General features: G+C 71.3%; 20 protein-coding genes. 4 read left to right on the top strand and 16 right to left on the bottom strand.

Annotated elements, in window-relative coordinates:
* The 10 genes from D7V93_RS10090 to D7V93_RS10045 form a co-directional block, all read right to left on the bottom strand.
* A partial coding sequence (locus D7V93_RS10090; RefSeq protein WP_147451115.1) for a response regulator occupies positions 1 to 224 on the bottom strand: 224 nt, incomplete at its 3' end.
* 122 nt (positions 225 to 346) lie between these two features.
* Entirely contained in the window at positions 347 to 1720 is a 1374-nt protein-coding gene (locus D7V93_RS10085) for a CHASE2 domain-containing protein (protein ID WP_120643191.1), read from the bottom strand.
* Between the two features lies 1 nt (position 1721).
* Positions 1722 to 2903 carry a FecR family protein gene (locus D7V93_RS10080; protein WP_244237215.1) on the bottom strand — a complete coding sequence of 394 codons (1182 nt, stop codon included), beginning with the start codon at positions 2901 to 2903 and terminating at the stop codon, positions 1722 to 1724.
* Entirely contained in the window at positions 2900 to 4759 is a 1860-nt protein-coding gene (locus tag D7V93_RS10075; protein ID WP_244237214.1) for an OmpA family protein, read from the bottom strand. Before D7V93_RS10075 ends, D7V93_RS10080 begins: the two co-directional genes overlap by 4 nt.
* Positions 4760 to 4779: 20 nt before the next feature.
* On the bottom strand, positions 4780 to 5163 hold the full coding sequence (locus D7V93_RS10070) for a response regulator (protein ID WP_167509448.1): 384 nt from the start codon (positions 5161 to 5163) through the stop codon (positions 4780 to 4782).
* Between the two features lie 153 nt (positions 5164 to 5316).
* On the bottom strand, positions 5317 to 5730 hold the full coding sequence (locus tag D7V93_RS10065) for a response regulator transcription factor (RefSeq protein ID WP_158623693.1): 414 nt from the start codon (positions 5728 to 5730) through the stop codon (positions 5317 to 5319).
* A gap of 173 nt (positions 5731 to 5903) precedes the next feature.
* Complete coding sequence (locus tag D7V93_RS10060) at positions 5904 to 7244, bottom strand: sigma-54-dependent transcriptional regulator (protein ID WP_120643188.1); 1341 nt, start codon at positions 7242 to 7244, stop codon at positions 5904 to 5906.
* Positions 7241 to 9298, bottom strand: a complete 2058-nt coding sequence (locus D7V93_RS10055) for a PAS domain-containing sensor histidine kinase (RefSeq protein WP_244237213.1) — start codon at positions 9296 to 9298, stop codon at positions 7241 to 7243. The genes D7V93_RS10060 and D7V93_RS10055 overlap by 4 nt, the downstream gene beginning before the upstream one ends.
* Positions 9299 to 9510: 212 nt before the next feature.
* The gene (locus tag D7V93_RS10050) at positions 9511 to 9759 is read right to left on the bottom strand and encodes a hypothetical protein (RefSeq protein WP_120643186.1); all 249 of its coding nucleotides are present in this window, start codon (positions 9757 to 9759) and stop codon (positions 9511 to 9513) included.
* Positions 9760 to 9849: 90 nt separating this feature from the next.
* On the bottom strand, positions 9850 to 10362 hold the full coding sequence (locus D7V93_RS10045; protein ID WP_120643185.1) for an OsmC family protein: 513 nt from the start codon (positions 10360 to 10362) through the stop codon (positions 9850 to 9852).
* Positions 10363 to 10861: 499 nt separating this feature from the next.
* Between D7V93_RS10045 and D7V93_RS10040 the strand changes: the two genes are divergently transcribed.
* Positions 10862 to 11347, top strand: coding sequence for an SRPBCC family protein (locus D7V93_RS10040; protein ID WP_158623692.1), 486 nt, complete (start codon positions 10862 to 10864; stop codon positions 11345 to 11347).
* Positions 11348 to 11351: 4 nt separating this feature from the next.
* On the opposite strand, the gene D7V93_RS10035 is transcribed toward D7V93_RS10040, so the two are convergent.
* On the bottom strand, positions 11352 to 12797 hold the full coding sequence (locus D7V93_RS10035) for a cytochrome c peroxidase (protein ID WP_120643183.1): 1446 nt from the start codon (positions 12795 to 12797) through the stop codon (positions 11352 to 11354).
* Positions 12798 to 12965: 168 nt separating this feature from the next.
* Between D7V93_RS10035 and D7V93_RS10030 the strand changes: the two genes are divergently transcribed.
* Both D7V93_RS10030 and D7V93_RS10025 read left to right on the top strand, forming a co-directional pair.
* Positions 12966 to 13793: a polyphosphate kinase 2 family protein gene (locus tag D7V93_RS10030; protein ID WP_120643182.1), complete on the top strand. Its 828-nt coding sequence runs from the start codon at positions 12966 to 12968 to the stop codon at positions 13791 to 13793.
* A 170-nt stretch (positions 13794 to 13963) separates the two neighbouring features.
* Entirely contained in the window at positions 13964 to 14965 is a 1002-nt protein-coding gene (locus D7V93_RS10025; protein ID WP_120643181.1) for a fatty acid desaturase family protein, read from the top strand.
* Here the strand turns inward: D7V93_RS10025 and D7V93_RS10020 are convergent.
* From D7V93_RS10020 to D7V93_RS10005, 4 genes are all read right to left on the bottom strand, one after another.
* The gene (locus tag D7V93_RS10020) at positions 14868 to 15476 is read right to left on the bottom strand and encodes a ferritin-like domain-containing protein (RefSeq protein ID WP_120643180.1); all 609 of its coding nucleotides are present in this window, start codon (positions 15474 to 15476) and stop codon (positions 14868 to 14870) included. The two genes, D7V93_RS10025 and D7V93_RS10020, sit on opposite strands and share 98 nt — an antisense overlap.
* A gap of 105 nt (positions 15477 to 15581) precedes the next feature.
* Entirely contained in the window at positions 15582 to 16367 is a 786-nt protein-coding gene (aac(3), locus tag D7V93_RS10015; protein ID WP_120643179.1) for an aminoglycoside 3-N-acetyltransferase, read from the bottom strand.
* Positions 16368 to 16391: 24 nt separating this feature from the next.
* Positions 16392 to 19805, bottom strand: coding sequence for a CHAT domain-containing tetratricopeptide repeat protein (locus D7V93_RS10010; RefSeq protein WP_244237212.1), 3414 nt, complete (start codon positions 19803 to 19805; stop codon positions 16392 to 16394).
* A gap of 84 nt (positions 19806 to 19889) precedes the next feature.
* Positions 19890 to 21131 carry a dipeptidase gene (locus D7V93_RS10005; RefSeq protein ID WP_120643178.1) on the bottom strand — a complete coding sequence of 414 codons (1242 nt, stop codon included), beginning with the start codon at positions 21129 to 21131 and terminating at the stop codon, positions 19890 to 19892.
* A gap of 105 nt (positions 21132 to 21236) precedes the next feature.
* On the opposite strand from D7V93_RS10005, the gene D7V93_RS10000 reads away from it, so the two are divergent.
* Positions 21237 to 21947 (top strand): siderophore-interacting protein, encoded by a 711-nt coding sequence (locus D7V93_RS10000; protein ID WP_120643177.1) that lies wholly within the window; start codon positions 21237 to 21239, stop codon positions 21945 to 21947.
* Positions 21948 to 21971: 24 nt separating this feature from the next.
* Here the strand turns inward: D7V93_RS10000 and D7V93_RS09995 are convergent.
* On the bottom strand, positions 21972 to 23467 hold a 1496-nt coding region (locus D7V93_RS09995; RefSeq protein ID WP_208722970.1), incomplete at its 5' end, for a C1 family peptidase.

Raw genomic sequence — 23467 nt, 5'->3', positions numbered from 1 at the left:
GCGTCCGGGCGCCCCCGCAGCCACGCGAGCAGCGCGAACCCGTCCACCCTCGGCAGCGCCAGGTCCATCACCAGCAGCGTCGGGGCCCCGCGCTGCCGCACCTGCTCCTGGGCCTCCGCCCCGTCCCTTGCCACCGTGCCCTCCAGGCCTTCCTGGGTCGCGAGCGCGAGCAGGCTCGCGGCACGGTGGGGGTCGGGCTCGGCGATGAGGGCGTAGCGTGGCATGGCTCGCGGTCCATGGTGCCATGCCTCTCCCCGCTCCGTGTACCGGCGGCGCGCCCTTGTGGGGTGCCCCGCCCGAGAGTGGGCCGGCAGGAGGGGGGCTTCCTACCGCAAGGCCCCCCGGGTCACCCGCGAGGGAAGCGTCCGAACAGGCGCTTGAGGGCGTCGCGCTGACGCTGGAGGTCCTCGGTGCGCGCGACGGACTCCGCGAGCGTCACGAGCACGAGCCCGACGGCTCCGGGCAGGAAGGGCACCACCCAGCCGGGCTCCACCAGCAGCCAGCCCACGAAGGCGGTGTGCGCGACGAGCAGCAGCGCGGCCTGGCCCACCACCGCGCCGAGCGTCCTCGCACGCCCCCGCCGCCACAGCAGCACGGCCAGCAGCACCGCGGTCTCCAGCACGCCCGTGAGCGCGGCCCGGCCCGTGGAGCGCAGCACCCGGCCGGAGCGCAGGTTGTCCAGCGCGAACGCGTGGATCTCCACGCCCGGCACCGCGAGCTGGCCGGGCAGGGTGCTCTGGCCATGCAACCCGGTGGCGGTGACGCCCACGAAGACGATCTTCTCCCGCAGCGCCAGGTCCAACCCCACGGACGACGGCCCCGCGGACAGCACGTCCGCCAGGCTCACGTGCGGCAACCAGTCCGGCGAGGGCAGCCGCATCAGGGGCGCCCCGTCGTCGGTGGCCGCCACGCGCAGCAGCGCCTCCGACTGCTCCGGCCACAGGCGCAGCGCGGTCGCCAGCGCGAGCGAGGGCCACGCGCGCCCGCCCACCTCCACCGCGTAGGGGTAGCGGCGGATGACGCCGTCCGCGTCCACCAGCACGTTGAGCGTCCCACTGCCCCAGGCCGTCAACCGCAGCGGGGCCAGGTTCAGGGTCAGCCCCTTCGCCTTCAGGCGCAGCCCTTCCGCGGGCAGGGGCACCGGGGCCAGCGAATCTCCGTCGCCGGGGAGCGCGCCGTCGTGGTCCGACAGCGCCATGCTGCCTGGCAGGACGTTGCCCAGTCCGGAGAAGGCCTCCGCGAGCCGCGCGTCCCCGTCCCCGGCGTGCAGCCGCGCCTCCAACTCCGTGGCCAGCTTCGCGCCCTCGGCCGTGTCCGCGAGCCCCGACGCGCGCAGCCGCTCGAGCACGTCCTCGCCCAGGTCCAGCGCGTCGCGGGACTCCGGTTGATCGAAGAGGACGTCCACCACCACCGCGGAGGGGTGGTACCCCTCCAGCGCGTGGAAGGCCCGGGCCCAGGTGGCGCGCGACAGCGGCCAGCGCTCCCCCAGCGCCGCGAGCGCGCGGTCGTCCACCTCCACCAGCACCAGGTCCCCCGTTTGGGGCAGCGGGGACAGGAGCCGGCTCACCGTGAAGTCGTACAGGGCGCGCTCGCCCGGGCCCGGCGCGCCGCCCGTCACGGCCGTGACCACCGCGAGCAGCAACCCCACGCCAGCGCCCAGCCCCCGCGGTACGGCGGGGGAGGACAGCAGGGGCAGGGGACCACGGTCAGGCGGCGTCATCTCATCCCGGAACGTCGAAGCTGAAGATCTTCGACGGGAAGCCTACGAAGCCATCCGCGTCCACCGCCAGCACCCGCCAGAACCACTTGCCCGCGCCGGGCGTCGCGCCGTCAAGTCCCGGCGTGGCCGACTCGTGGACCGTCACGTCGCCCGCGAAGTCCGCGGAGGTCGCCACCTCCACCCGGTACGCCTTCGCCCCGGGCACCGCCTTCCAGACGAAGGCGGGCGCCTTCGGGTACACGCCGCCGCGCGGCTGCTCCAGCACCGGAGCCGCCAGCAGGGCGCGGGGGGCTTCCGGAGCCTGGGCCGGCTTCGCCCGCGAGCCCTGGCCCGCGCCCACGTCCACCGAGCCACGCTCCACCACGCCCAGGGCCACCTTGCCCTCCAGCGTCTCCACGCGGCTCGTGCCGTCCTCCTGCTGCACGACGCGGAAGCGCGTGCCCCGCACCCCGGCCACCGCGCCGCGCGTGCGCACCTCGAACACGGAGCCCGCGCCGCCGGGCGCCGCCTGCGTCTCCACCGTGCCGCGCACCAGCTCCAGCAGCACCTTGCGCTGACGCTCGGCCGTCAGCTCCAGCGTGCCCAGTCTCACCGCGCTCGCGGGCGACAGGTGCACGCCGCTGCCATCCGCGAGCGACAGCTCCGCCCGGCCCTCGCGGCCCGTCACCACGAGGTCGCCCGCGTACAGCGCGTCGCCCACCCCGCGGGGCTTCAGCGCCGCTTCGTCGGGTCCCACGGACACCGGCCCGTGGGCCGTGCGGATCCGCGCCACGGCCGGCTGGGTGGGCCGCTCCACGTAGGCGAGCTGCAGCTGGCCCGGCGTCTGGGGCTCGCCCGGGGGCGCCACGAAGGACACCCGGGTGCGGGGGATGCCGGCGCTCACCAGCACCTCCGCGGCCGCCTTCGCCACCGCCAGCCCCTTGCCCTCCAGCCGCTCCGCGTCCGGCAGCTTCGCGGCCACGGTGAGGCCCCGGATGGCGGGGCGGGCCTTCACCGCCTCCGCCACCTCGCGCAGGCAGGCCTCCGTCCGGGGGCCGCCAGGGGCCAGGGGCAGGCCCGTCGTCAGCCGCCCGTGGTCGAACGCCAGCCCGCCGCAGGGGCCGTCGGCCTCCGCCGCGAAGCCCGCGATGGGCGACGTCAGCAGCGTCAGGGTCAGCAGCAGCGGGGTGGTGCTTCCCCTCACGGCGTCACTCCTTCCGCCGAGCCGGCGGTCTTCAGGATGTTGAACTCCACGCGGCGGTTGTTCTCCCGACCGCGCGACGTGGCGTTGGTGTCCACCGGCTGCGTCTCACCGTAGCCCACGGCCTCCAGGCGCGCGTCCGCGATGCCGTCCTTCACCAGCCAGGCGCGCACGTTGTTCGCGCGCCGCTGCGACAGGTCCAGGTTCATCGCGTCGACTCCCTGGCTGTCCGTGTGGCCCTCCACGCGCACCCGCTCCAGCTCCGGGTGCGTCCGCAGGATGGCGGCCACCTGCTGCAACAGCCCGAAGGACTTCGGCAGGATGACGTCCCGGCCGGTGGCGAAGTACACCTTGTCGAGGATGACGATGCGCGAGCCTTCCAGGCGCACCTTCGACTCGCCCTTGTCCGGGCACCCGTCGTCGTCCTTCACGCCGTTGATGACCTCCGCCTCCAGCGGGCATTGGTCCGCCGCGTCCGCGATGCCGTCCCGGTCGTTGTCCGGCTCCGGGCAGCCGTCCGTGTCCTCGAAGCCGTCCGCGTCCTCGGGCGACGTAGCGCAGCGGTCCTCCGTGTCCGGGAGGCCATCGTGGTCCAGGTCCTCGGGCGCGGGCGGCAGGGTGAGGGCAGGCGCGGGCGTGGCTCCGGCCGGCGTCGCTTCCGGCGCCGTGTCCGGGCAGCCGTCGTCGTCGCGGTGGCCGTTCACCGTCTCCGGCTCCGTGGGGCAGGTGTCCTGCACGTCGGGCAGGCCGTCGCGGTCGTCGTCCGGGTCGAGGCAGCCATCTTCATCCTGGAAGCCGTCGAAGTCCTCCGGGCCCTGCGCGCAGGTGGGGGCCGCCTGGGGCTTCGGACCTCCCGGCGTGAAGTGGAGGCCCGCGAGGATGCGGAACGCGGGCGTGCCGTAGCCGAGCGTCAGGCCCGGGCCCGCGCCCACGTGCGCGGCGAGCCCGTTGGCGAAGCGGTACTTCACCGCGCCCAGGACCTCCAGGGGGAACTCCTCCTCGTTGGACTCCTTCAGGCCCACCGCGCCCGCGAGCGTGGCCTGGGCGGACAGCGCCTGCGTGAGCGGCACCTCCGCGCCCACGCCGAACGCCAGCTCGTGGCCCACGCGCAGGTTGCGCAGCTGCTCGGTCTTGCGCAGGTTGACGCCCACGTTGGCGAGGAGTCGCAGCGACGATGTAGCCCACTCACCAGCCACGCGCGGCTGGAACGTGGGCCCGCCCGCTCCCACGAAGTTCTCACCGCCCGCCGTGGGCAGGGTGAAGGGGGCCAGCACCGCGAGCTTCAGCGCGCCCCGCGACAGGAGCGCGAGCTTCGGCACCACGCGCAGGTCCCCCACGCCCGTTGTGCCCACGCCGTTCACGAACTGCTCCGACACGGGGCCCGAGGGCTGCGAGCCGGTGGTCGTCACGGGCAGCACCACGCCCACCTCCAGCCGGTCGAAGAGGGACACCGCGCCCATCAGGTCCAGCGAGAGCTGCCGATCCACGATGTGGTAGACGAACGCGTCCTCGCGCGGGTCGTAGAAGTTGAGCGGGTGCTGCGCGTGGTTGAGCGACGCGCCCAGGTTCCACGTCAGGTGCGGCGCGACGCGAGCGCTGTTCAGCCCGAGCACGTCGTACGCGCCCGGCCCCGGCTTGTACTGCTGGACGTCGATACCCTGCGACACCGTGGCCTGGGCCTCCGCCCGCGATGCGGCCCCGAGCGCCAGGCCTACCGCCGCCACCATCGCGAGCCGTCGGCCCGTGACGACCCGGCGGTGCCGACCGAGGAACGGCACGGCCCACAGCGCCCAGCCGCGCATGCAGTGGTGGGCTTCCCTGAAGGTCGCGGTGGGGGCGTCGTCGGAGGTGCGGGACATGGGGGACCTTCGGTACGGCGTCAGCGGGTTTCAGCGGGCGACAGCAACTGTGAGACGTGCTCGGCCAGGGCCGGCAGGGACTGGGGCTTGCTTAGCACCAGGTCCACCCCGAGCTCCCGGGCGCGCTGGCCCAGCTCCGGGGTGGCGAACGCCGTCATCAGCACCATGCGCGTGGCGGGGGCGGCCGCACGCAGGCGCTCGGCGATGAGGAGACCTTCCTCGGACTGTGTACCGCTCAGGCGCAGGTCGCTGATGACCAGGTCGTAGCGACCATGTGTCACCCGCTCCAGCGCCTCGGTCAGGTCCGTGGCGGAGTCGACCGAATAACCCGCGCTCGAGAAGAAGCGGCCCAGGACCCAGCAAAGGACCGTCTCGTCATCGATGATCAGCAGGTTCCGGGGCACGGGAATCCACTAGAGCAAAGCAAGGGCCAGCCTTCGGACGCCACGGACGTCGCATCCTTTCAGGGACTTGCGGAGCGAGCCCCGGCGACTGGAGGCGTTTTGTCCAGGTTACGGATCCATTTTCCAGAATCCGGACCACCTGCCGCGGAGGGGTCACTCCCGCATCAGGGCGGGTTCGAGCTGATCCTCGTGGGCCGCTCCGGGGATGAGCGCGGACAGGTGCAGCAGCAGCACCGGCATCAACTGCGGCTTGGGCAGCAGCTTGGTGACGCCGCTCGCCCACGCCAGGTGTCGCACCTCTTCCAGGGGCAGGGCCGTCATCAGCAGGATGGGGACCTGCGCGTCCTGCACGCGCAGCTCGCGGGCGAACGTCAGCCCCTCGTCCATCCCGGCCCGGCCAAATGGATGATCAACGAGGACCGCGTCGAACAGGTTCGTGTCCAGCAGGCTTCGCGCCTGCGCGTCCGTGCGGGCGGTGAAGACGGTGAAGCCCGCGGCGGTCAGGTGACGCGCCGTCGCCCCACGAACCGGGGGCTTCGAATCGAGGAGGAGGATTTTCCCGTGCATGCCGCAAGACATTGCAGCGCGTGTGCCATGCACGACGGAGTGCGCCAATCCCTGTCAATGCGCGGGATTGGCGGGACCGGGGCGGGCAGGGGACCCCGCGGGATTCCAGCATCTGGAACGACCTCCAGAATCCGGACATGGCGCCTGCCCTCCGAGCAGGCGCCACGCATCTGTCAGGAACTGCGGTGCTGCCAGCCCTTGAGCTTCGCGTAGAGCGAGCTGCGGGAGATGCCCAGCTTCGTCGCCGCGCGCTCCACGTGGCCGCCCTCGCGGGCCATCACCCGTTCGATGTGGCGGCGCTCCAGCTCCTCCAGCGTGAGGTCATCGCCCGGGGGCTCCTCCTGGGAGACGGCCTCGAAGCGCAGGTCGCCCCGGGACAGGCTCCTGGCACCGGACAGGAGCACCGCGCGCTCCAGCACGTTGCGCAGCTCGCGGATGTTGCCCGGCCAGCCATAGGTCATCAGGGCCTTCTCCGCGTCGGGCTCCAGCGCCACCTGGCCCCGTCCGCGCGCGCCGCCCATCTCCGCGAGGAAGTGGCGCGCGAGCACTGGCACGTCCTCGGCGCGCTCGCGCAGGGCGGGCACGTGGAGGATGAGGGTGCTGATGCGGAAGTACAGGTCGCTGCGGAAGCGCTTCTCCCGCGCGGCCAGCGACAGGTCCTGGTGCGTGGCGGCGACGAGGCGCACGTCCACGCGCCGGTCCTTCACGTCGCCCAGGCGCCGGAAGCGCTGCTCCTCCAGCACCTTGAGCAGCTTGGGCTGGACGGCCACGTCCATGTCGCCAATCTCATCCAGGAACAGGGTGCCCCGGTCCGCCACCTCCAGCAGGCCCTGCTTGGCGGCCACCGCGCTGGTGAAGGCGCCCTTCTCATGGCCGAACAGCTCCGAGTCCAGCAGGTCCTTGGACAGCGCGGCGCAGTTGAGGTCCACGAAGGGCGCTTCCTTGCGCGCGCCGCCCTCGTGCAGCCAGCGCGCGAGCACGCTCTTGCCGCTGCCCGTCTCCCCGGTGACGAGCACCGGGCTGTCGCTGTCGCGGATGCGCTCCGCCTGGTCGCGCAGGGCCTGGATGGCCGCGCTGGTGCCCAGGAAGGGATCCACCCGCGAGCGCTCCGTGCGCGAGCGGTCCGCCGCGTGCCGCTGCCGCTCGCGGCGCTGGGCCACCAGCCGCTCCAGCACCACCTTGAGCACCGCCAGCTCCACCGGCTTGGTGAGGAACTGCTCCGCGCCCTCCTTCACCGCCTGGACGGCGAGCTCGATGGAGCCATGGCCGGTGAGCACCACCAGCGGCACCGCCGCGTCGATCTCCTTGAGCCGCGGGAGCAGCTCCATCGCGGTGCCGTCGGGCAGCCGGTAGTCGATGACGGCCACGTCGGGGCGGTGCGAGCGGAAGCCCTCCTGGGCCTCGGCCACGCTGGTGGCCTCGTCCACGTCGAACCCGTGCTGGGTCAGGTAGCCCTTCATGCCCAGGCGGACGCCGGGCTCGTCGTCCACGAGCAGGATGCGGGTGCGGGTCATGACACCTGGGTTTGCGGCGAAGGGCCGGGGAGGGCGGCCGGGGAAAGGGCGGGCAGCAGGATGGTCACCTCGGCGCCTCCGTCGGGATGGTTGGACAGGCGGATGCGCCCCTGATGCTCCTCCAGGATGCGCTGGACGATGGACAGGCCCAGGCCGGTGCCGCCCCGGCGCTTGCTGAAGAACGGCTCGAAGACATGGGGAAGATCCTCGCCCCGGAACCCGGGCCCCCCATCGTGGACGGTGCAGCGCACCCAGGTGCGGCCCGCTTCCTCCACCGCCTCCGTGGTGACGCGGACCGTCGCCCCCGCGGGGGAGTGCTGCACGGCGTTCTCCACCACGTTGCGGAAGACATGGAACAGCCGCCGCGAGTCCATGCGCACCGGAGGCAGTCCGTCCGCCCACTCGCGCGTGAGCTTCACCGCCGCCTTGTCCCCGGCCAGCTCGCACGACGACAGGGCCTCGGCCACCACGGGGGCCACGGCGCCCTCGGTCCACTCGCCCCGCGTGGGGCGGCCGTACTCGAACAGCTCCTGGGTCAGGTGGGTGAGCCGGCGCACCTCGCCGCGCAGCACGTCCAGGTAGGGCTGCAGCTCGGGGTGCGTGCCGAAGGTGGCCTCCACCGCGTCCACCACGGCGGAGATGGAGAACAGCGGGTTGCGCACCTCGTGGGCCACGCCCGCGACGATGGCGCCCATCGCGGCCATCGTCTCGCTGCGGCGCACGTGCGCCTGCAATTCCAGCAGCCGGGTGATCTCCGTGCCCACGAGGATGATGCGCGGGTCCTCGCTGCCGGCCTCGTCCGCCCACGCGGCGCCCAGCTCCCAGGTGCGCCCGGACGAGGCGTCATGCACCTGCCGGTGGGCGCTGCCATGCGTCCGGCGCAGCTCCTCCACCAGGGGCCCCGCGCTGGACCAGGGGGGCGCTCCGTCCGTGGAGGACAGGGGCTGGCCCGTGGGATCCGCCTCGTGGAAGAGGGCGCGCGCGGCGCCGTTGAGGCGCTGGATGATGCCATCCGCGCTCAGCACCGCCAGCGGCGAGGACACGGCGTCGAAGGTGCGGCGCCACTCGGTCGCGGAGCGGCGGAAGCTGTCGTGGAGGCGCTGGCGCAGGTCGTCCGCGAGACGCCGGTCGGTGACGTCGGTGACGACGCAGCCCAGGTGCACGGCGCCCTGCGCGTCCACGCCGGAAGCGGCGGCGCGGCTTCGCACCCAGCGGACGCGGCCGTCGGCGCAGATGATGCGGTGCTCCACCTCCGCCTCCGCGCCCGGGGCCAGCCCTTCGATGCACTCCTGGTAGCGGGCCCGGTCCTCCGGGTGGATCATCTCCGCCCACAGCGGCGCGGGCGTGCCCTCCGCCCCCGCGCGGGTGAAGGCGCCAGGCGGGTACCCGGTGGTGCGCTCGATGACGGGCGTGCAGTAGAAGTCACGCAACACGCCACCCCGCAGCTTCCCACCCCACAGGTAGTCCGGCAGCGACCGGGTGAGCACGTCCAGGCGTCCCTCGTGCTCCTGGAGGGACTGCTCGGCGCGCATCCGCTCGGTGACCTCCGACAGGGACGCGATGACGCCCAGCACCTCACCCCCGGCGCCGCGCACGCGTGAGTAGCTCCCGAACCAGAAGCGCGTCTCGCCCGGCGCGGCGGGGGTCTCCACCTGGAGGCTGACGTCCTGCAGCGGCGTGTCCGTTTCCAGGGCGCGGGCGAGCCGGGGCGCCAGCAGGGTCCCCAGCGCGGGCAGCACCTCGGAGACGTGGCGGCCCAGGTGCGCGTTCACCGGCAGGCCGTTCATCGCGGCGAGCGCGGCGTTGACGTGCACGTACCGGAGGTCGCGGTCGAAGAAGGCGAAGCCCACCGGCGTGATGTCCATCACCGCGTCGCGCAGGGCCCGGGCGTCATCCGCCTGCTGGAGGGCCCGGGTGCACTCGACGCGCGTCCTGGACCGCGCGCGCAGGGCCGCCAGCGCTCCGACGGCCGCGAGCAGGAACGCGCCTCCCGCGAGCAGGGCGATGCGGGGACCGGCAGCCCAGGCTCCCGTCCAGCCCGCGGTCGCGCCCATGAGCAGGGCGCACGCCAGGGCGAACCCGGTGGCTCGGAGCAGCGATTGAGACGGGCTCGGTGGGGACATGGCGCGCGGGGAGCGCGCTGGAACTCTACGATCCCTTTCCGGCGCTTGCATCGTCACCAGGGCCGCACGGGGCAGGCACTGGACGAAGGCCCGTGCCTGCTCCAGACCCCTGGCGGCGACGCGCGGCCACGGGTGAACCCAGACTAGACGGCCGGGCCCGCGATGATGTCCGGCGGCCCGGGGCGGTTCGGATCGTGGGCCGGCGGCTCCTGGATGCCCGGTTTGATTTCAGGATCTTGTTGGGGCGCGGGCGGCTCGCGGCGCTGGGGCTCTCCCGGCGGCGGATCCCGCTCCGGCACCTGCCGCCGGGGTGGCTCGATCTCCGGCGCGGGTTTCGGATCCGGCTCCGTCACGGGCTTCGTCGGTGGATTCGTCTGCGGATTCGTTGGCATGTGACTTCACTCTGCGCATGCCGCCCCGCCAGGGCACCGGGCGCGCGCGCCCGCCCGGGGCGTGTGAGCGCTAGTGAACGACTGCCGCCGCTACCCGGCGGGTGAGGGGGCGAAGGGCTCGGTCTCCAGGGGCGCGCTGTCGCGCTGTCGCGCGGCCCACACCTCCACCACCGGCTCGATGCGCGGGGTGAGGTGGAGCATGGAGCCGGGAAAGCAGCGCTCCGGCAGCTCCGCGAAGAGCGCCCGCGCCTGTTCGGCCTCCCGCGCGCTGCCCACGGCGACGTGGGGCCGGATGATGAGGTCGGTGAGCTGCGCGGTGCGCGCCGTGCCGCCGCTCACCAACCGGGCCATCGCGGAGCTCTGGTAGAAGAGCACGCCCACCCCGGCCTCGCGGGCGCCATCGAGGAAGGCGTGCAGCGTGCGGCCCTCCACCGCGCCCACCAGCAGCGCCTCGGGGTCCCATCGGCCGTCCAGCGCACCGTCCGGCGCGCTCAGCGGAAGGCCAATCGGTACGGAGGGCGCACGGTCGCTCGTCAGCACCGCGCCCCGTTCCCCCTGCCAGTAGAGGCGCGTTTCATACTCAGTGATGGAAACGGAAGTCATCGGACGTCCCCCGGCAAAGGCGTTTCGCAGTGCGCCTTCAACACGCATGCCGCGCCAATGCTTCGCAAGGCGCGCCGGATGGCCCTGGAGGGCAGGTCCTCCCAGGTAGGGTTGTGATCGCGGGGCCACACGCGCCCTGGCCCGGGATGCGGACGGGCACGAACGGCCCTTCCGGGCGATATCGCCGCCGCGGCCTTTGCTTCACATCCAGCACCTCTTGGCCTGACACGGAGGTGGCATGGACGCGAAGCAATGGGGCGGGACGCGGGGTTCGCGAGCGGGATGGCTTGGTCGGGGGGGCTGGCGGCTGCCAATCCCTCCGCGCACGGTGGATCCGGGTGCGGGTGCTCCAGGTGCCCTCGATGGGCCCGGCCGGCACCGTGCGAGGGGCGCCCCCTGCGGCTGGAGGGCCGCCTGCCCACGGGTGGGCGCTCCCGCGACGCATGGGCACCGTGAACGCGCATCCACATCCCGCTGCATGAACGACGTGAGGCACCCCATGATCGAGGCCTATGCGAGTCAACTGATCCAGGCACCCGCGGACGTGGTCTGGGACAGGGTGGCGGGGTTTGACAGCCTTCCCCGCTGGCACCCGGGTATCGTCTCCAGTGAGCGCGTGGCCCGCCCGGGCCCCGGCGCGGGGCCGCTGCGAAGGCTCACCCTGCGGGATGGCGCGGTGTACCTGGAGGCGAGGCTGGAGCTTGACGCGCACGCGCGCTGCTATGCCTACGCGCTGTTGGAGGGGCCGCTGCCGGTGCGCGACTTCCGGGCGAAGCTGCGGGTGACGCCGGTGACGGCGACCGGTCAGACGTTCGTGGAGTGGCACGCGACGTTCGCGCCCGCGCCCGGGCACGAGGCCGAGGCGGGCGCGCTGTCCCAGCGGATCCGCGACGAGTTCTTCGCCCCGGGGCTCACGGGGCTCGCGCACACGTTCCTGCCACCCCGGTCGCGGACCGCCGCGCCGGGGATGGAAGAGCGGCACTGAAGGCTCACAGTCGCTGGAGGAAGCGCACCAGGTCCTGCTTCTGCGTGGGGGTGAGGACCTCTGGAGGCCCGCCCGGGAACTCGGGCGGGTTGAGCGGCAGGCCCATCGCCACGATGCCGGGCAGGATGAAGCGACTGTAGGTGTCCACCGAGTCCGCGAGCGTGGCGTGGCTGTTGTCGTGGAAGTACGGCGCGGACCGGGCGATGCCGCGCAGGGACGGCACGTCGAAGGCCTCGAACTCCGTGGGGTCGCCGCTGATGAGCGCGCGGCCGGGGTCCGTCGAATACCACTGGGCCGCGAGCGAGGGCCCGACGATGGGCGCGCCGTTCTCATCCAGCGCGGGGTTGATGTCGTCCGGGTGTCCGCTCGCGGTGACGGGGATGGGCGGCAGGTCGGTGACGGCGTGCTGGCGCGTGGCGTCGGTGTAGAAGCGGAAGCGGTACTGGGGGAAGTCCACCGAGTCGTTGAAGAGCGGGACCACGCCGCGCTGGCCCAGGTACGTCATGAGGCTGAAGCCGACGTTGAGGAACTCGCTGTCCGGGCGGGGCACGTTGACGGGCGTGGGCGGCTGTCCCGGCGTGACGGCGTACTGGATGTTGCCGTTGGGCTTGAGCGCGAAGAAGAGCGAGTCGTGGACGTCGCGCCGCACGATGCGGTTGCGGGTGCGGTCGCCGTGGCAGGCCTCGCACGTCAGGGCATAGACGTCCCGGCCGCGCCGCTCGGAGGCGTCGAGCGCGAGCAACACGTCCGGGTCCGGGATGTCGCTCAAGGGCACGCCCAACTCCAGCAGGTCCGACACGAAGCGGGCGCGGGGGGAGCTGAACACGCTGCGCTCGAACGCGGCGATGCGCTGGAGCACCGGCGCGGCCACCGTCCCGCCCTCGCTGTGGTTCGTGACGGCGCTCTGGGCCTGGGCGGTGAGGCTCGTCTCACGGCCGTCGACCTGGAAGGGGCCGGAGAAGCCGGTGTCGGCGATGCTCGGCACGCCGCGCCAGACGGAGATCTTCCGGTCCGGGGCGGTGATGACGTTCCCCTGCACGTCGATGACGTCCATGTTCGGGGGCAGGGGGAGCACCACGCGGACCAGGCCCTTCTTGAGGTGCGCATAGGTCGGCGTGGGGGCCGTCGGGTCATCCGCGTCGATGCGGTTGAACAGTGGATCCGCGGGGTTCCGGGCCCAGACGGCCTCCACGTGCGCCGGGGTGAGGGCCGTGTTGTCGGAGAGGACGTGGCACGTCGCGCACGAGCGGCCGTTGGTGCCGGGCAGCGCCTGCTGGAAGTGCTGCTTCCCGGCGATGGCCTGGCCCGGCGACCCCAGCGCCGCCTGGGACGTGGCGGGTTGGTCGGGGTCGGCTTCAACGGACGACGACACCCCGTTCTGCGTGCAGCCCGCGAGTCCGGCGAGCACGAAGGCCCCTACCGTGCGCGCGATGAATCGATACCCTGCCATGTGTTCCCCTCCGGAAGATGCGGCGGCAGGGGAACACCGCGGGCCCGTGCGGCTGTCACCGCGCTCGAAAGGTCCGAATCCGGTGAATTGCTCCCGGCCCGTCGCGCGACGGTGTGAATCCCCCGGACTCCGGGGCACGATTCATCCAGAACGGCATCGAAGGGGACCATGAACACCATCAGCAATGGCAAACAGGCGGCGAAGCTGAAGCTGGATCGCATCTCCGCGGCGCCGCCGAAGAAGGCGGACCGGGACGAGGCGAAGACGGAGTTCGACGCGCTGGGGGAGGAGCTGTTCGATCTGCAGGACCTCCTCTGGGGCGCGAAGATGAACTCCGTCCTCATCGTCCTGCAGGGGCGCGACACCGCCGGCAAGGACGGCACCATCAAGCACGTGGTGGGCAGCCTCAACCCGCGCGGCGTGAGCGTCACCTCCTTCGGTGTGCCCAGCACCGAGGAGCGCGAGCACGACTTCCTCTGGCGCGTGCACCGCCACGCGCCGCGCCAGGGCGAGTTCTCCATCTTCAACCGCTCCCACTACGAGGACGTGCTCGTGGCGCGGGTCAACTCCCTGGTCCCCAAGCCGCTGTGGAAGTCGCGCTACCAGCACATCCGCGACTTCGAAACGCTGCTCTCGGAGCACGGCACCATCGTCCTCAAGTTCTTCCTCCACATCAGCCAGGAGGAGCAGGAGCAGCGACTGCTGGCGCGCGAGGAGGAGCCGCGCAAGGCGTGGAAGATCAGCGCCGGGGACTGGGAGGACCGCAAGCACTGGGCGGACTACACGCAGGCCTATGAGGATGTCTTCGCCCTGACGTCCACCGAGCAGGCGCCCTGGCACCTGGTGCCCTCGGACGCCAAGTGGTACCGCAACCTCGTGGTGGCCCGCACGGTGGCGGCGGCGCTGCGCCCCTACCGCAAGCGTTGGCAGGACCGGCTGGACGAGGTCGGCGCGGAGAAGAAGGCGGAGCTCAAGGCGTGGCGCAAGAAGCGCTGAGGACCGCATGCGTCGGCTCCCCGCGTCAGCCCCTCGCGTCATGGGGGCCGCGGGGGCTTTGCTGTCTCAGGTGCGGACCGCTGACCCGGCCATGACATGGGGATGGGACAACGCTGGCTGTCATCCGTCCCGGTGTGTCGCCGGGCGGTCACCGTCGGAGTCCTCGCGCCATGGAACGAACCGCGTCGCTGTCGAGCAAGGACCTCATTGCCCGCACGCGTCCCTTCGCCACCCAGGATGCGGCACGCTCGGGGCTGGCCCTGCTGTCCACCTACGCGGCGCTGGCGGGCGCGGTGGCGCTGGCGGTGGCCGCGCCCTGGTGGCCCCTGCGCATCGTGGGAGGCCTCATCGAAGCGCTGGTCCTGATCCGCGCCTTCATCCTCTTCCACGACGCCATGCACGGCGCGCTGCTGCCGAAGTCGCGGTGGGCGAAGGCGCTCTTCCAGGTGCAGGGCATCCTGACGCTCACGCCCGCGCGCATCTGGAATGACACGCACAACCACCACCACGCGAACACGGCGCGCATCGCCGCGGACTCCGCGGGCACCTTCGCTACGTGGACCACAGAGCAGTGGCGCAAGGCATCCGGCTGGCAGCGGCTGGGGTACATGGTGGAGCGCCATCCGGTGACGCTGCTGTTCGGCTACGTGACGGCGTTCCTCATCAGCCTGTGCCTGGTGCCGTTCGTGAAGAACCCGAAGCGCTACTGGACCTCCGGGCTCGCGCTGGGGCTGCACGTGGCGCTGTCGGTGGCCGTCTGGCATTTCTTCGGGCTCGCCGTGTACCTCTGCGCCTTCGTGGGCCCGCTGTTCGTCGCGTACGCGCTGGGCACGTACCTGTTCTACGCGCAGCACAACTTCGACGACGTGGCCATCCTGCCGGAGGGGGCCTGGACGCACGCGGACGCGGCGCTGGAGGCGAGCAGCTACCTGCGCTGCGGGCCGGTGATGGCGTGGTTCACGGGCAACATCGGCTACCACCACGTGCACCACCTCAACCCGCGCATCCCGTTCTACCGGCTGCCGGAGGCGATGGCGGCCATCCCGGAGCTGCAGGGGCCTCACGTCACGTCGCTCACGCTGAAGGACGTCGTGGCCTGCCTGCGATTGAACCTGTGGGATCCGGCGCTGGGCCGGATGGTGCGCTACCGGGACGCGGTTCCGAACTCCTGAGACGGGCCTCCAGGTCCCGGGCGTGCGCCTCTTCCCTTGAGACGAGGTCCTCCAGGAGCTGGCGGGTGAGGGGGTCGCGGTCCGCGAAGGAGGGGATCAGCTCGCGGTAGGTCTGGAGGACGAGGTCCGCCGCCGCCAGCTCCTCGCGGATCCAGTCCCACCGGTCCTGGACGTCGTAGGGAGGGCGCGTGTCCAGGGACCGCAGGCCCTCGGGCGTGAAGTCCGGACACCCGCCGAGTTGCTGGATGCGCTCGGCGAGCCGCAGCGCGTGCTCCTGTTCCTGGCGCGCGTGCGGCCCGAACTCCTGCTTCACCACGTCGCGGTGGGGACCCCTCGCGGACAGGCAGTGGGCCGTGTAGCGCCGCACGCGGACGATCCCTGTCGCAAGCGCGTCATTGAGCAGCTTGAGGGCTGTCTCTCCGTCGTCCACGCGGGTGCCTTCCTCCAGGTGCTCGCGGGCGCGGCGGCGGAGCTCCTGGATGTCGGCGACGAACGGCTGCGACCCGGACATGGTGGTGCCTCCCGACGCTGCGTCCCGGCAAGCTGGGGTGTGCGGGCGGGGCTGACCACCCCCCTGGGGGATGGGCCTGTCGCCGCCGGGAGGACACCTCTCCGCTCAGGAACGGAAGCGGCTCTCCAGCCAACCGACGGCGAAGGCCACCATCGGCCGGGCTTCGACCAGCACGGAGGGCGCATCGCCAATCACGCCGCGCCGTCCCTGGCCGGTGGCGAGAAAGGCTTCGACGACTTCGGCGAAGAAGTCCTCCGCGAGCCCCTCCACCACGGGCTCGCTCGTGTCGAACTCCTCGAATGCGCGCCAGACCGTCCGGCCTTCGATGAGGAGCGGCGCCTCGTAGCGGAGGATGCGCTTGTGCGGGAGGTCGGCGAGGTGCTCCGCGTGATGGAGCAGCGTCATGGTGTCCAGCGGAGCGCCGAGCATCAGGCTCTTGCCACCCGCGGCGACCAGCTTGCCGAAAGGGGACTGCGGGCCGTAGCCATAGTCGAGCGCATGATCGTCGGTGAACCACTCGGCGCGGCCTCCCAGGGCGGCGCAGGAGGCGCCGGGATTGCCGCTTCGCTCCGCGCCAGGTGTGGTGCGAAGCAGCTCGGGGAAGGCGCCGTTGTCGCGGACGGAGCGGGAGCGGAGCGGATCAAACGGAGGAATCTGGTCGCGCAGCGAGGGATCGTCGCGGACCTCGTCCTCCAGCTGCCAGTCGCAATAGCCCAGCAGCGTGCCCTCCGGCCCCAGCACATCGCCGATGGCGGCGATCAGCGCATCGGGTCCTCCCACGATGCGACCCACCGAGCGCAGGCCCGCATGGGTCAGCACCGCGTCCCCGGGTTCGAGCCCCAGCGTCCGGAGCTGTTCGGCAAGCCTTGCGCGGGTCCAGACGGTGGCCATGGTCTGCTCCTTCAGTCTCTCAGCTCAGTGAAGCGCTTCCTGGGCGCTGGAAGTGGGCAAGCGCAGGGGCGTAGCTTGCCCCATGGTGATGAAAGGCGCCCAGAAGTGTGGATGCGATTGGGTCCGGCGCAACTCCAGCATCGCCTCGCGCAGGGCCGCGGCCCGGCCTTGCCCCGCCATCAGGTGGCGGTAGTAGGCCTCCATCAGCGTGCTCGTCGTCCGGTCGTCCACCTTCCACAGACTCATCACCACCGTCTCCGCTCCCGCCACGAGGAAGGCCCGGCGCAGCCCATACACGCCCTGGCCCAGCTTGACGTCGCCTCGGCCGGTGTCGCACGCGGACAGGACGACGAGCTGCGTGCCCCACAGGTCGAGGCCCGCCAGCTCCAGCGCCGTCACCAGCGCGCTGTCGGGCGGTGGGGCCTGGCTGGCGCCGGAGGACGCCGGGTCGCGCGCCCCTGCGAAGACGAGGCCGGAGCGCAGCAGGGGGTCGGCGGGACTCGATGCCTGGGGATCCTCGCCCAGCGCACCGAAGTGGATGACCGCGCGGGAGCCGGTGGGCTCGGGCGCGTCCTCCAGGAAGAAGCCATGGGTGGCGAGGTGGAGGATGCCGGGGGCCGGCAGTCGCAGCAGGCGTTCCTTGGTGGCTTCGGGGCCCAGGAAGAGCTGGGCCTGCGGAAGCAGGCGTTGGATGGCCTCGGCCTCCTTGCGCGTGCCGGGCAGTGGGGTGGGGGCCCAGGCCCTTCGCTCCAGCTCCGTGCGAAGCGCTGGAGCGTCTCTTCGGGCATCCGGGAGCGCAGGGCGCGGGGTGCTGAAATCCGGATTCGCGAGGACGACCACGGCGTCAGGGGGCACGCCCTCCCGTGGGTGCGGCAGCAGGTCCTTGCCCGAGGGGAGATAGGTGAAATCGAAGGCCTCCACCAGGAACCGCTGGCCATCGTGCAGGGCGGCGAAGGGCACCAGCGCGAGCTGGCCCTCCGGCGAAAGGAAGACGCGGCGGGTCTTCCCCAGCAGCCGGAGCAGGGGCTGGAAGGCGAGTTGGTGGAGCGCCTGGGCAGGGGCTTCGAAGGAGGCGTCCCGATTGGCCAGGGCATCCCTCAGTCGCGAGGCGGCCAGGTCGATGGGCTCCGCGGGTCCCAGGTCCACTGCGCGGGTCGTCGAATCAGGGAAGAGCACCAGCGCGAGGTATCGCAGGGCGTCGGGGCGTTGGGACGCGCCAGCCCTGGGCACCAGGGGGCGGTCCACGTAGGTGACGAACTCGACGAGCGCGCCGTCCCCAGGCAGGGCCGCGGCGACACGGTCGACAATCTCCGTGGGAGGCGGCAGCGCGGTCAGCGCGCGCAGGGGGGCGGAGCGCCTGGCCAGATCGGCTTCGAGGGCAGCGCCCTGATCCGTCAGTTCTTCGATTTGCTGCTGGTAGGCCCGCGGGGCGAGCGAGCCGGGGCCCTGGAGTGACAGCTGGGCCAGCTGGGTGCGCAGTTCCCTCAGCCGCGCGAAGGTGTCGCGATCCTCCGCGCCCAGGCTCCGGTAGACGGTCCGGGAGATATCCGCGGTCTCCTCGACGGAGCGGCCCTTGAGCAGCAGGGCTGCGCTGAGGGCCAGGCGTCGGACGCGGGCATCGTCGGGATGCGCGCGCAGCAGCGCATAGAGCCGCTCCTCGTCCCTGCGCAGGAACTGGAGGAAGCTCGCGAGGCGCGACTCGGAGAAGCCGAGTGCCTCCTCGCGCAGACGCTGCTCGGACAGGGTGAAGGCTCGCGTGAACAGCGGGAGGGCTTCGGTGAGGCGATGCTGGGCGAGCCGCACCGTGGCGAGGTTGTTGAGTGTCTCGGCGACGCGGGGATGGTGCTTGCCGAACGTCCCTTCCAGCATGGTCAGCGCGCGCTCGAAGCGTGCCCCGGCCTCCGGATACGCCCCCCGGGCGAGGTCGAGGCCGGCAAGGCTGCTGAGCGAAAGGGCGACGCTGACATCCGTCCTGCCCTGGGCCGCTTCCCGAATGGCCAGCGCACGCGCATGAAGCGGCGTGGCACGGCGATACAACCCCTGGGCCACGTAGAGGTTGGCGAGGTCGCTGAGGTATTTGGCGACCAGGGGATGGCGCTCGCCGCAGACCGCTTCCATGATCGCCAGCCCCCGTTCCAGGAGCGGCTCGGCACGGCGATACGACCCCTGGGCCACGTAGACGTTGGCGAGAGCGACGAGGTCGTTGGCGACGTAGGGATGGTTGTCGCCAAAGGTCGCTCGCCGGTGGGCCAGCGCACGCTCGAGGAGTGACTGGGCACGGGTGTACAACCCCTGCTCCATGAAGAGGACGGCGAGGTCGGCGAGCGAGTCGCTGACAAGGTCATGGCTTCCGCCGAGGGCTGCTTCCCGGATGGCCAGTGCACGCTCATGGAGCGGCTCGGCCTGGGCGTACAACCCCTGAGCCTGATCATTGGTGGCGAGATGGGAGAGTGACTCGGCGACGAGGGGATGGCCCCCGCCAAGGGTCACCTCCCGAAGGGCCAGCGCGCGCTCGAGGAGTGGTTGGGCAAGGGTGTAACTCCCACGGCAACAGTAGATGAATCCGAGCTTGTCGAGCAGCCAGGCGACGTCAGGAGGGTTCCTGCCGAGGGCCGTCTCCCAGATGGCCAGCGCGCGAGAGAGCAGTGGCTGGGCACGGGCGTGCAATCCCTGCTGCCGGTAGAGGTAGCCAAGCCAGTAGAGCGGCTCGGCGACGAGGGGATGCTCCTTGCCAAGGGCCGCTTCACGAATGGCGACCGCGCGGACATAGAGCGGCTCGGCCCGGCTGTAGAACATCTGCTGGTGGTAGAGACCGGCGAGGTCACTGAGCGTTTGAGCGACGTCAGGGTGGACCTTGCCCAGGGCTGCTTCCCGGATCGCAAGCGCGCGCAGATAGAGCGGCTCGGCGCGCGCGTAGAGGTCCTGGGAGTAGTAGAGGTTGGCGAGGTGGTTGAGCGACTCGGCGACGAGGGGGTGCTCCCTGCCGAAGGCCTCCTCCCGAATGGCCAGGGCGTGCGCATAGGGCGGCTCGGCGCGTGCGTACAATTGCTGGGCCGCGTAGAGGTTGCCGAGGGTGGTGAGTGTTTGTGCGACCTCCGGGGCGTTCTTGCCCAGGGCCGCCTCCCGGATCGCAAGCGCGCGCTGCAGGAGCGGTTCAGCCCGGGCGGAGTTCCCCTGGAGCAGGAGATGACGTCCGAGCAGGTCCAGACTCCTCGCGACCTCCGGATGCGTGCTCCCGAGCACGACCTCGAACAGTGCGAGCGCCTGTTCGTCCCGCGAGACGGCCTCGGCGTACCGCCCCGCGTCCCAGAGCGTGTTCGCCTCATCGAAGGCCGCCTGCGCCTGCTGAAGCCGGGCATCCCGTGGTGCCACCCCGGCAGCCGCTCCCTCCGAGCAGCACACCATCACCATCATCAATCCCAGGAGAAACTGCCGCATGTCGGTCCCTCACGGCCAGGAGCCTGCGGGCCGGGGAATCATGCAGAGAAATCCAGGGAAGCCAGGGGCACGCCCTGGAAGTGATCAACGCTGTGCGGCGAAGTCCTCCACCCGCCGCCACACGCGGAAGACATTGCCCGAGGCGATCTTCTCGATGTCCGCCTCGCTGTAGCCACGCTCCAGCAGGACGCGGAAGAGGTTCGGGTACTGGGAGACGTCCTTGAGCCCGATGGGCAGCGAGGGCCCCACGCCATCGAAGTCGGAGCCGAGCCCCACGTGGTCGACGCCCACCAGCTTCACGACATGGTCGATGTGGTCCGCCACGTCCTCCACCCGGGCCAGGGGGGCGGGGTGCTCGCGCAGGTAGGACGCGATGAAGGCCTTCATCTCCGGGCTGTCCTTCGTCAGGCCGTGCTCCTGGCCGTAGGACTGGAACACCGTGTCGAGCTGTCGTTCGTAGGTCCCGACCGCCGGGATGAGGAACTTCGAGCCGAAGTTGATCATGACCACGCCACCCCTGGCGGCCACGGCGCGGATGAGCTCATCGGGGATGTTGCGTGCGAAGCCGGGCGTGAAGTGACGGCACGACGAGTGCGAGGCAATGACAGGCACCTGGCTCAACTCCACGGCTTGACGGATGGCATCGTCGGAGAGGTGCGCGACGTCGACCATGATGCCCACGCGGTTCATCTCGGCCACCACCTGCTTGCCGAAGGGGCTGAGCCCGTTCCAGGTGCCCTTGCCCTGACTGGCGGAGGCATCGCTGATCAGGTTGTCCTCGGAGTGCGTGAGGGTGATGTAGCGCACGCCGCGCTGCTGGAAGTGGCTGACGTTCTCCAGCCGGTCCTCGAGGGCCGCGCCATTCTCGATGCCCAGCGCGAAGGAGACCTTGCCTGACTGGGAGTTGCGCCGGGCCTCCTCGACGGAGTGGGCCATGGCGAACTTCCCAGGCGAACCGAGCGCGACCTTCTCCATCATGTCGATGAGCGAGTCCGCGAGCGTCCTGGCCCCGCCCTTCGTCTGGTATTCGGCGGGGATGAAGATGGACATGAAGGCCACGTCGAACCCGCCCTCCACGGCGCGCGGGAAGTCGAAGTCGCCGCCCGTCGTGCGCACAGCGATGTCCTCGGTCGGAGCTCCATCAGGTCCCAGCGTCTCATGGAGACGATAGGGCACGTCGATGTGGCCATCCGCGATGATGATGCGCCGGGCGAGCGCGCGGCCCTGTTCGGTGAGGTCTGCGGGGGCTGTCTTGACGGACGTGCCATGGGTGCAGGCCGGGGTTGCGAGCAGACAGAGGCTGAGAAGCGCGGAGGTCCATCTCATGCCCTTCGCATACCACCACCCGCCGGCCCTGGTGACACTTCACGCAACTTCACGAGGCCGAAGCAGGCGGGCGGCGTATGAACGCCGGACGAAGGAGAGGTTCTGATGGCATCCGCGAAGGCACTGCTGGGAAGCGTCCTGGGGCGCTTCCTCTTCCACGACTCCAAGGTGACGCAGGTGCGCGAGGTATCGCGAGCCTTCCGCCAGCTGGACTGCGAAGGCCCGGCCTTGAGAGGGCAGGGCTGGACCCCCGGCGACAAGGTGCAGGTGTACCTGCCAGGCCTGGGCATGCGCACGTACACGCCCCTGTCGTGGGACGAGCAGCGCGGCGCCACATCGTTCCTCGTGTACCTGCACGGCGACAGCCCCGGAGCGAAGTGGGGACGCGACGTGAAGGTGGGGGACACCGTCCAGTTCTTCGGGCCCCGGCGCTCGCTGGTGTTGGACGAGGGCCCGTCCCCGGTCGTGCTCTTCGGTGACGAAACGTCCTTCGCGGTGGCGCACGCCTTCCGGACCGCGGCGAAGCGAGATGTCACGCCCGTCTTCGAAGTGTCGAACCGCGAGGACTGCCAGCCCGCGTTGCGAGAACTGGGCTTCGAGGGTCAGGACGTGGAGCGCCAGGCCGGGGATGCGCACCTGGCCCAGGTCCACGAACGGCTGCGAGAAGCGCTGCGCGCGAAGCCGGGCGCGACGCTGGTGATGACGGGACGTGCGCAGTCCATCCAGGCCCTGCGCTCGCGGCTCAAGGGCGACGGCGAGCGCGCCACGCCCAAGGTGAAGGCCTACTGGGCCGTGGGCAAGGCGGGGCTCGACTGACTCCGGCGGGCAGGCGGCCGGACGTCAGGCGTGTGGCCCGGTGCGCCTTCTGGGAGCCGTCGGCTCCTCCGCCTTCGCGGGGGTGACGTCCGCCGTGGACTCGGTGGTGCCCTTGCTGGACCCACGCTGGCGCTCCTCGACCATCGCCAGCTGCATCTTCTGCAGCGCCGTGAGCCGGTGCCCGGTGTCGCCCCGGGCCTCGTCCTTGATCGTCCGATCGAGCTCGATCACGACGCCGAGCTGATCATAGACATCCGTTTGGCCCTGGAGGAAGGCGTTGGCCCCGTACACCCCCTCGAAGAGGGGAATGACGTGCCCCTGCTGCTCGAGCGCCCCAGTCACTTCGCCCAACAGCAGGCGCGCCGCCTCCTCCGTCTGCACGAGGGTCTCGGCCGAGACCCCGGATCCGAGTCGGCCCAGGGCCGGAATCAGATCGCTCTTCTTCACGAGCTCCTGCACGTCGCGCAGCGCCTTGCCCAGCTCCTCCGGGCCCCGGGTGCTCTCCACGAGCAGGAGGTTCAGGTAGAGCGCGCCGACCACGGGCGCCTCCTTCCACACCTGGAGGCCGCCATCCCCGAAGCGGATCTCTCCGCCTGCGGCCTTCTGCTGGAAGACGCCCTTCAGCTGCTCGGAGGCGGTCGCCGGGTCCGCCGGGGCGATGAGCCGCGGTGGCTGGGCCGACAGGTCCCATGCGAGCCCGAGGAGGTAGAGCTCGTCGGAAGCCTGTCCCAACAGGGTGAAGTCGAAGGACGGGGTGATGCTCACGCCGCGCAACTTGACGGAGATGTCCTCTTGGGTGGAGCGGAGCCCGATTTCCAGGCCGTCATGAACCGGCTTCACGCCCGCCTGGGTGATCCGGATGGGGACCTCGGCGTGCGGATCACTCCCGCGGACCACCTGGATGAGCGGCTGCTGCCGCACGTCAGCGCCCGAGCTGCGCTTGTGCCCCATGCCCTGTCCCGCGGGCTCCAGGGTCACCTCCTCCGGAGGAACGATGGAGGCGTTCACGAGCGCCCAGCAATCCGTTGCCAGCGGGCGGCTCCGGTCGAAGAAGGTCCACGGCAGGAAGCCGTAGCCGGCCACCCCCCATTCCTCGCCCCAGCTGTTGCGGATGAGCACGTGGGAGTCGGTGTAGCCCACCGCGAGGACGGCGTGTCCTCCCTCGACGCTCTCCTTGGAAGTCGGATACGGGATGACTCCGCTCGCTTTCACCTGCGGCGTGAACATGGAGGTGAAGCAGGTGAAGCCGAAGGCGAACGGCAGCCCGGAATCCAGCGCGCTCTTCAGCTGTCCTATCTGCTCCTCGATGCGGAAGTACTGGATGGCCCGGAAGTTCTGCGCGAAGGCGTACTGGAAGGCCTGGGGCTCGCGGTCGAAGTCCTTCTCGTTGTAGGGCCAGTACTCCTCGGGGGGAACGCCGAAGAGGCGCAGCGCGCGAATGGTGCTGCGGATGAAGGCGCCCGTGTCGCCCCGGCCCTCCCAGCCCAGCAGCCGCCGCGTCGCCGGGTAGAGGAAGAAGC

It is taken from the genome of Corallococcus llansteffanensis (assembly GCF_003612055.1).
Classification (GTDB): Bacteria; Myxococcota; Myxococcia; order Myxococcales; family Myxococcaceae; genus Corallococcus; species Corallococcus llansteffanensis.
Note: the sequence above shows the minus strand (reverse complement) of the source record. Positions and strands in the feature narration are given on the sequence as shown.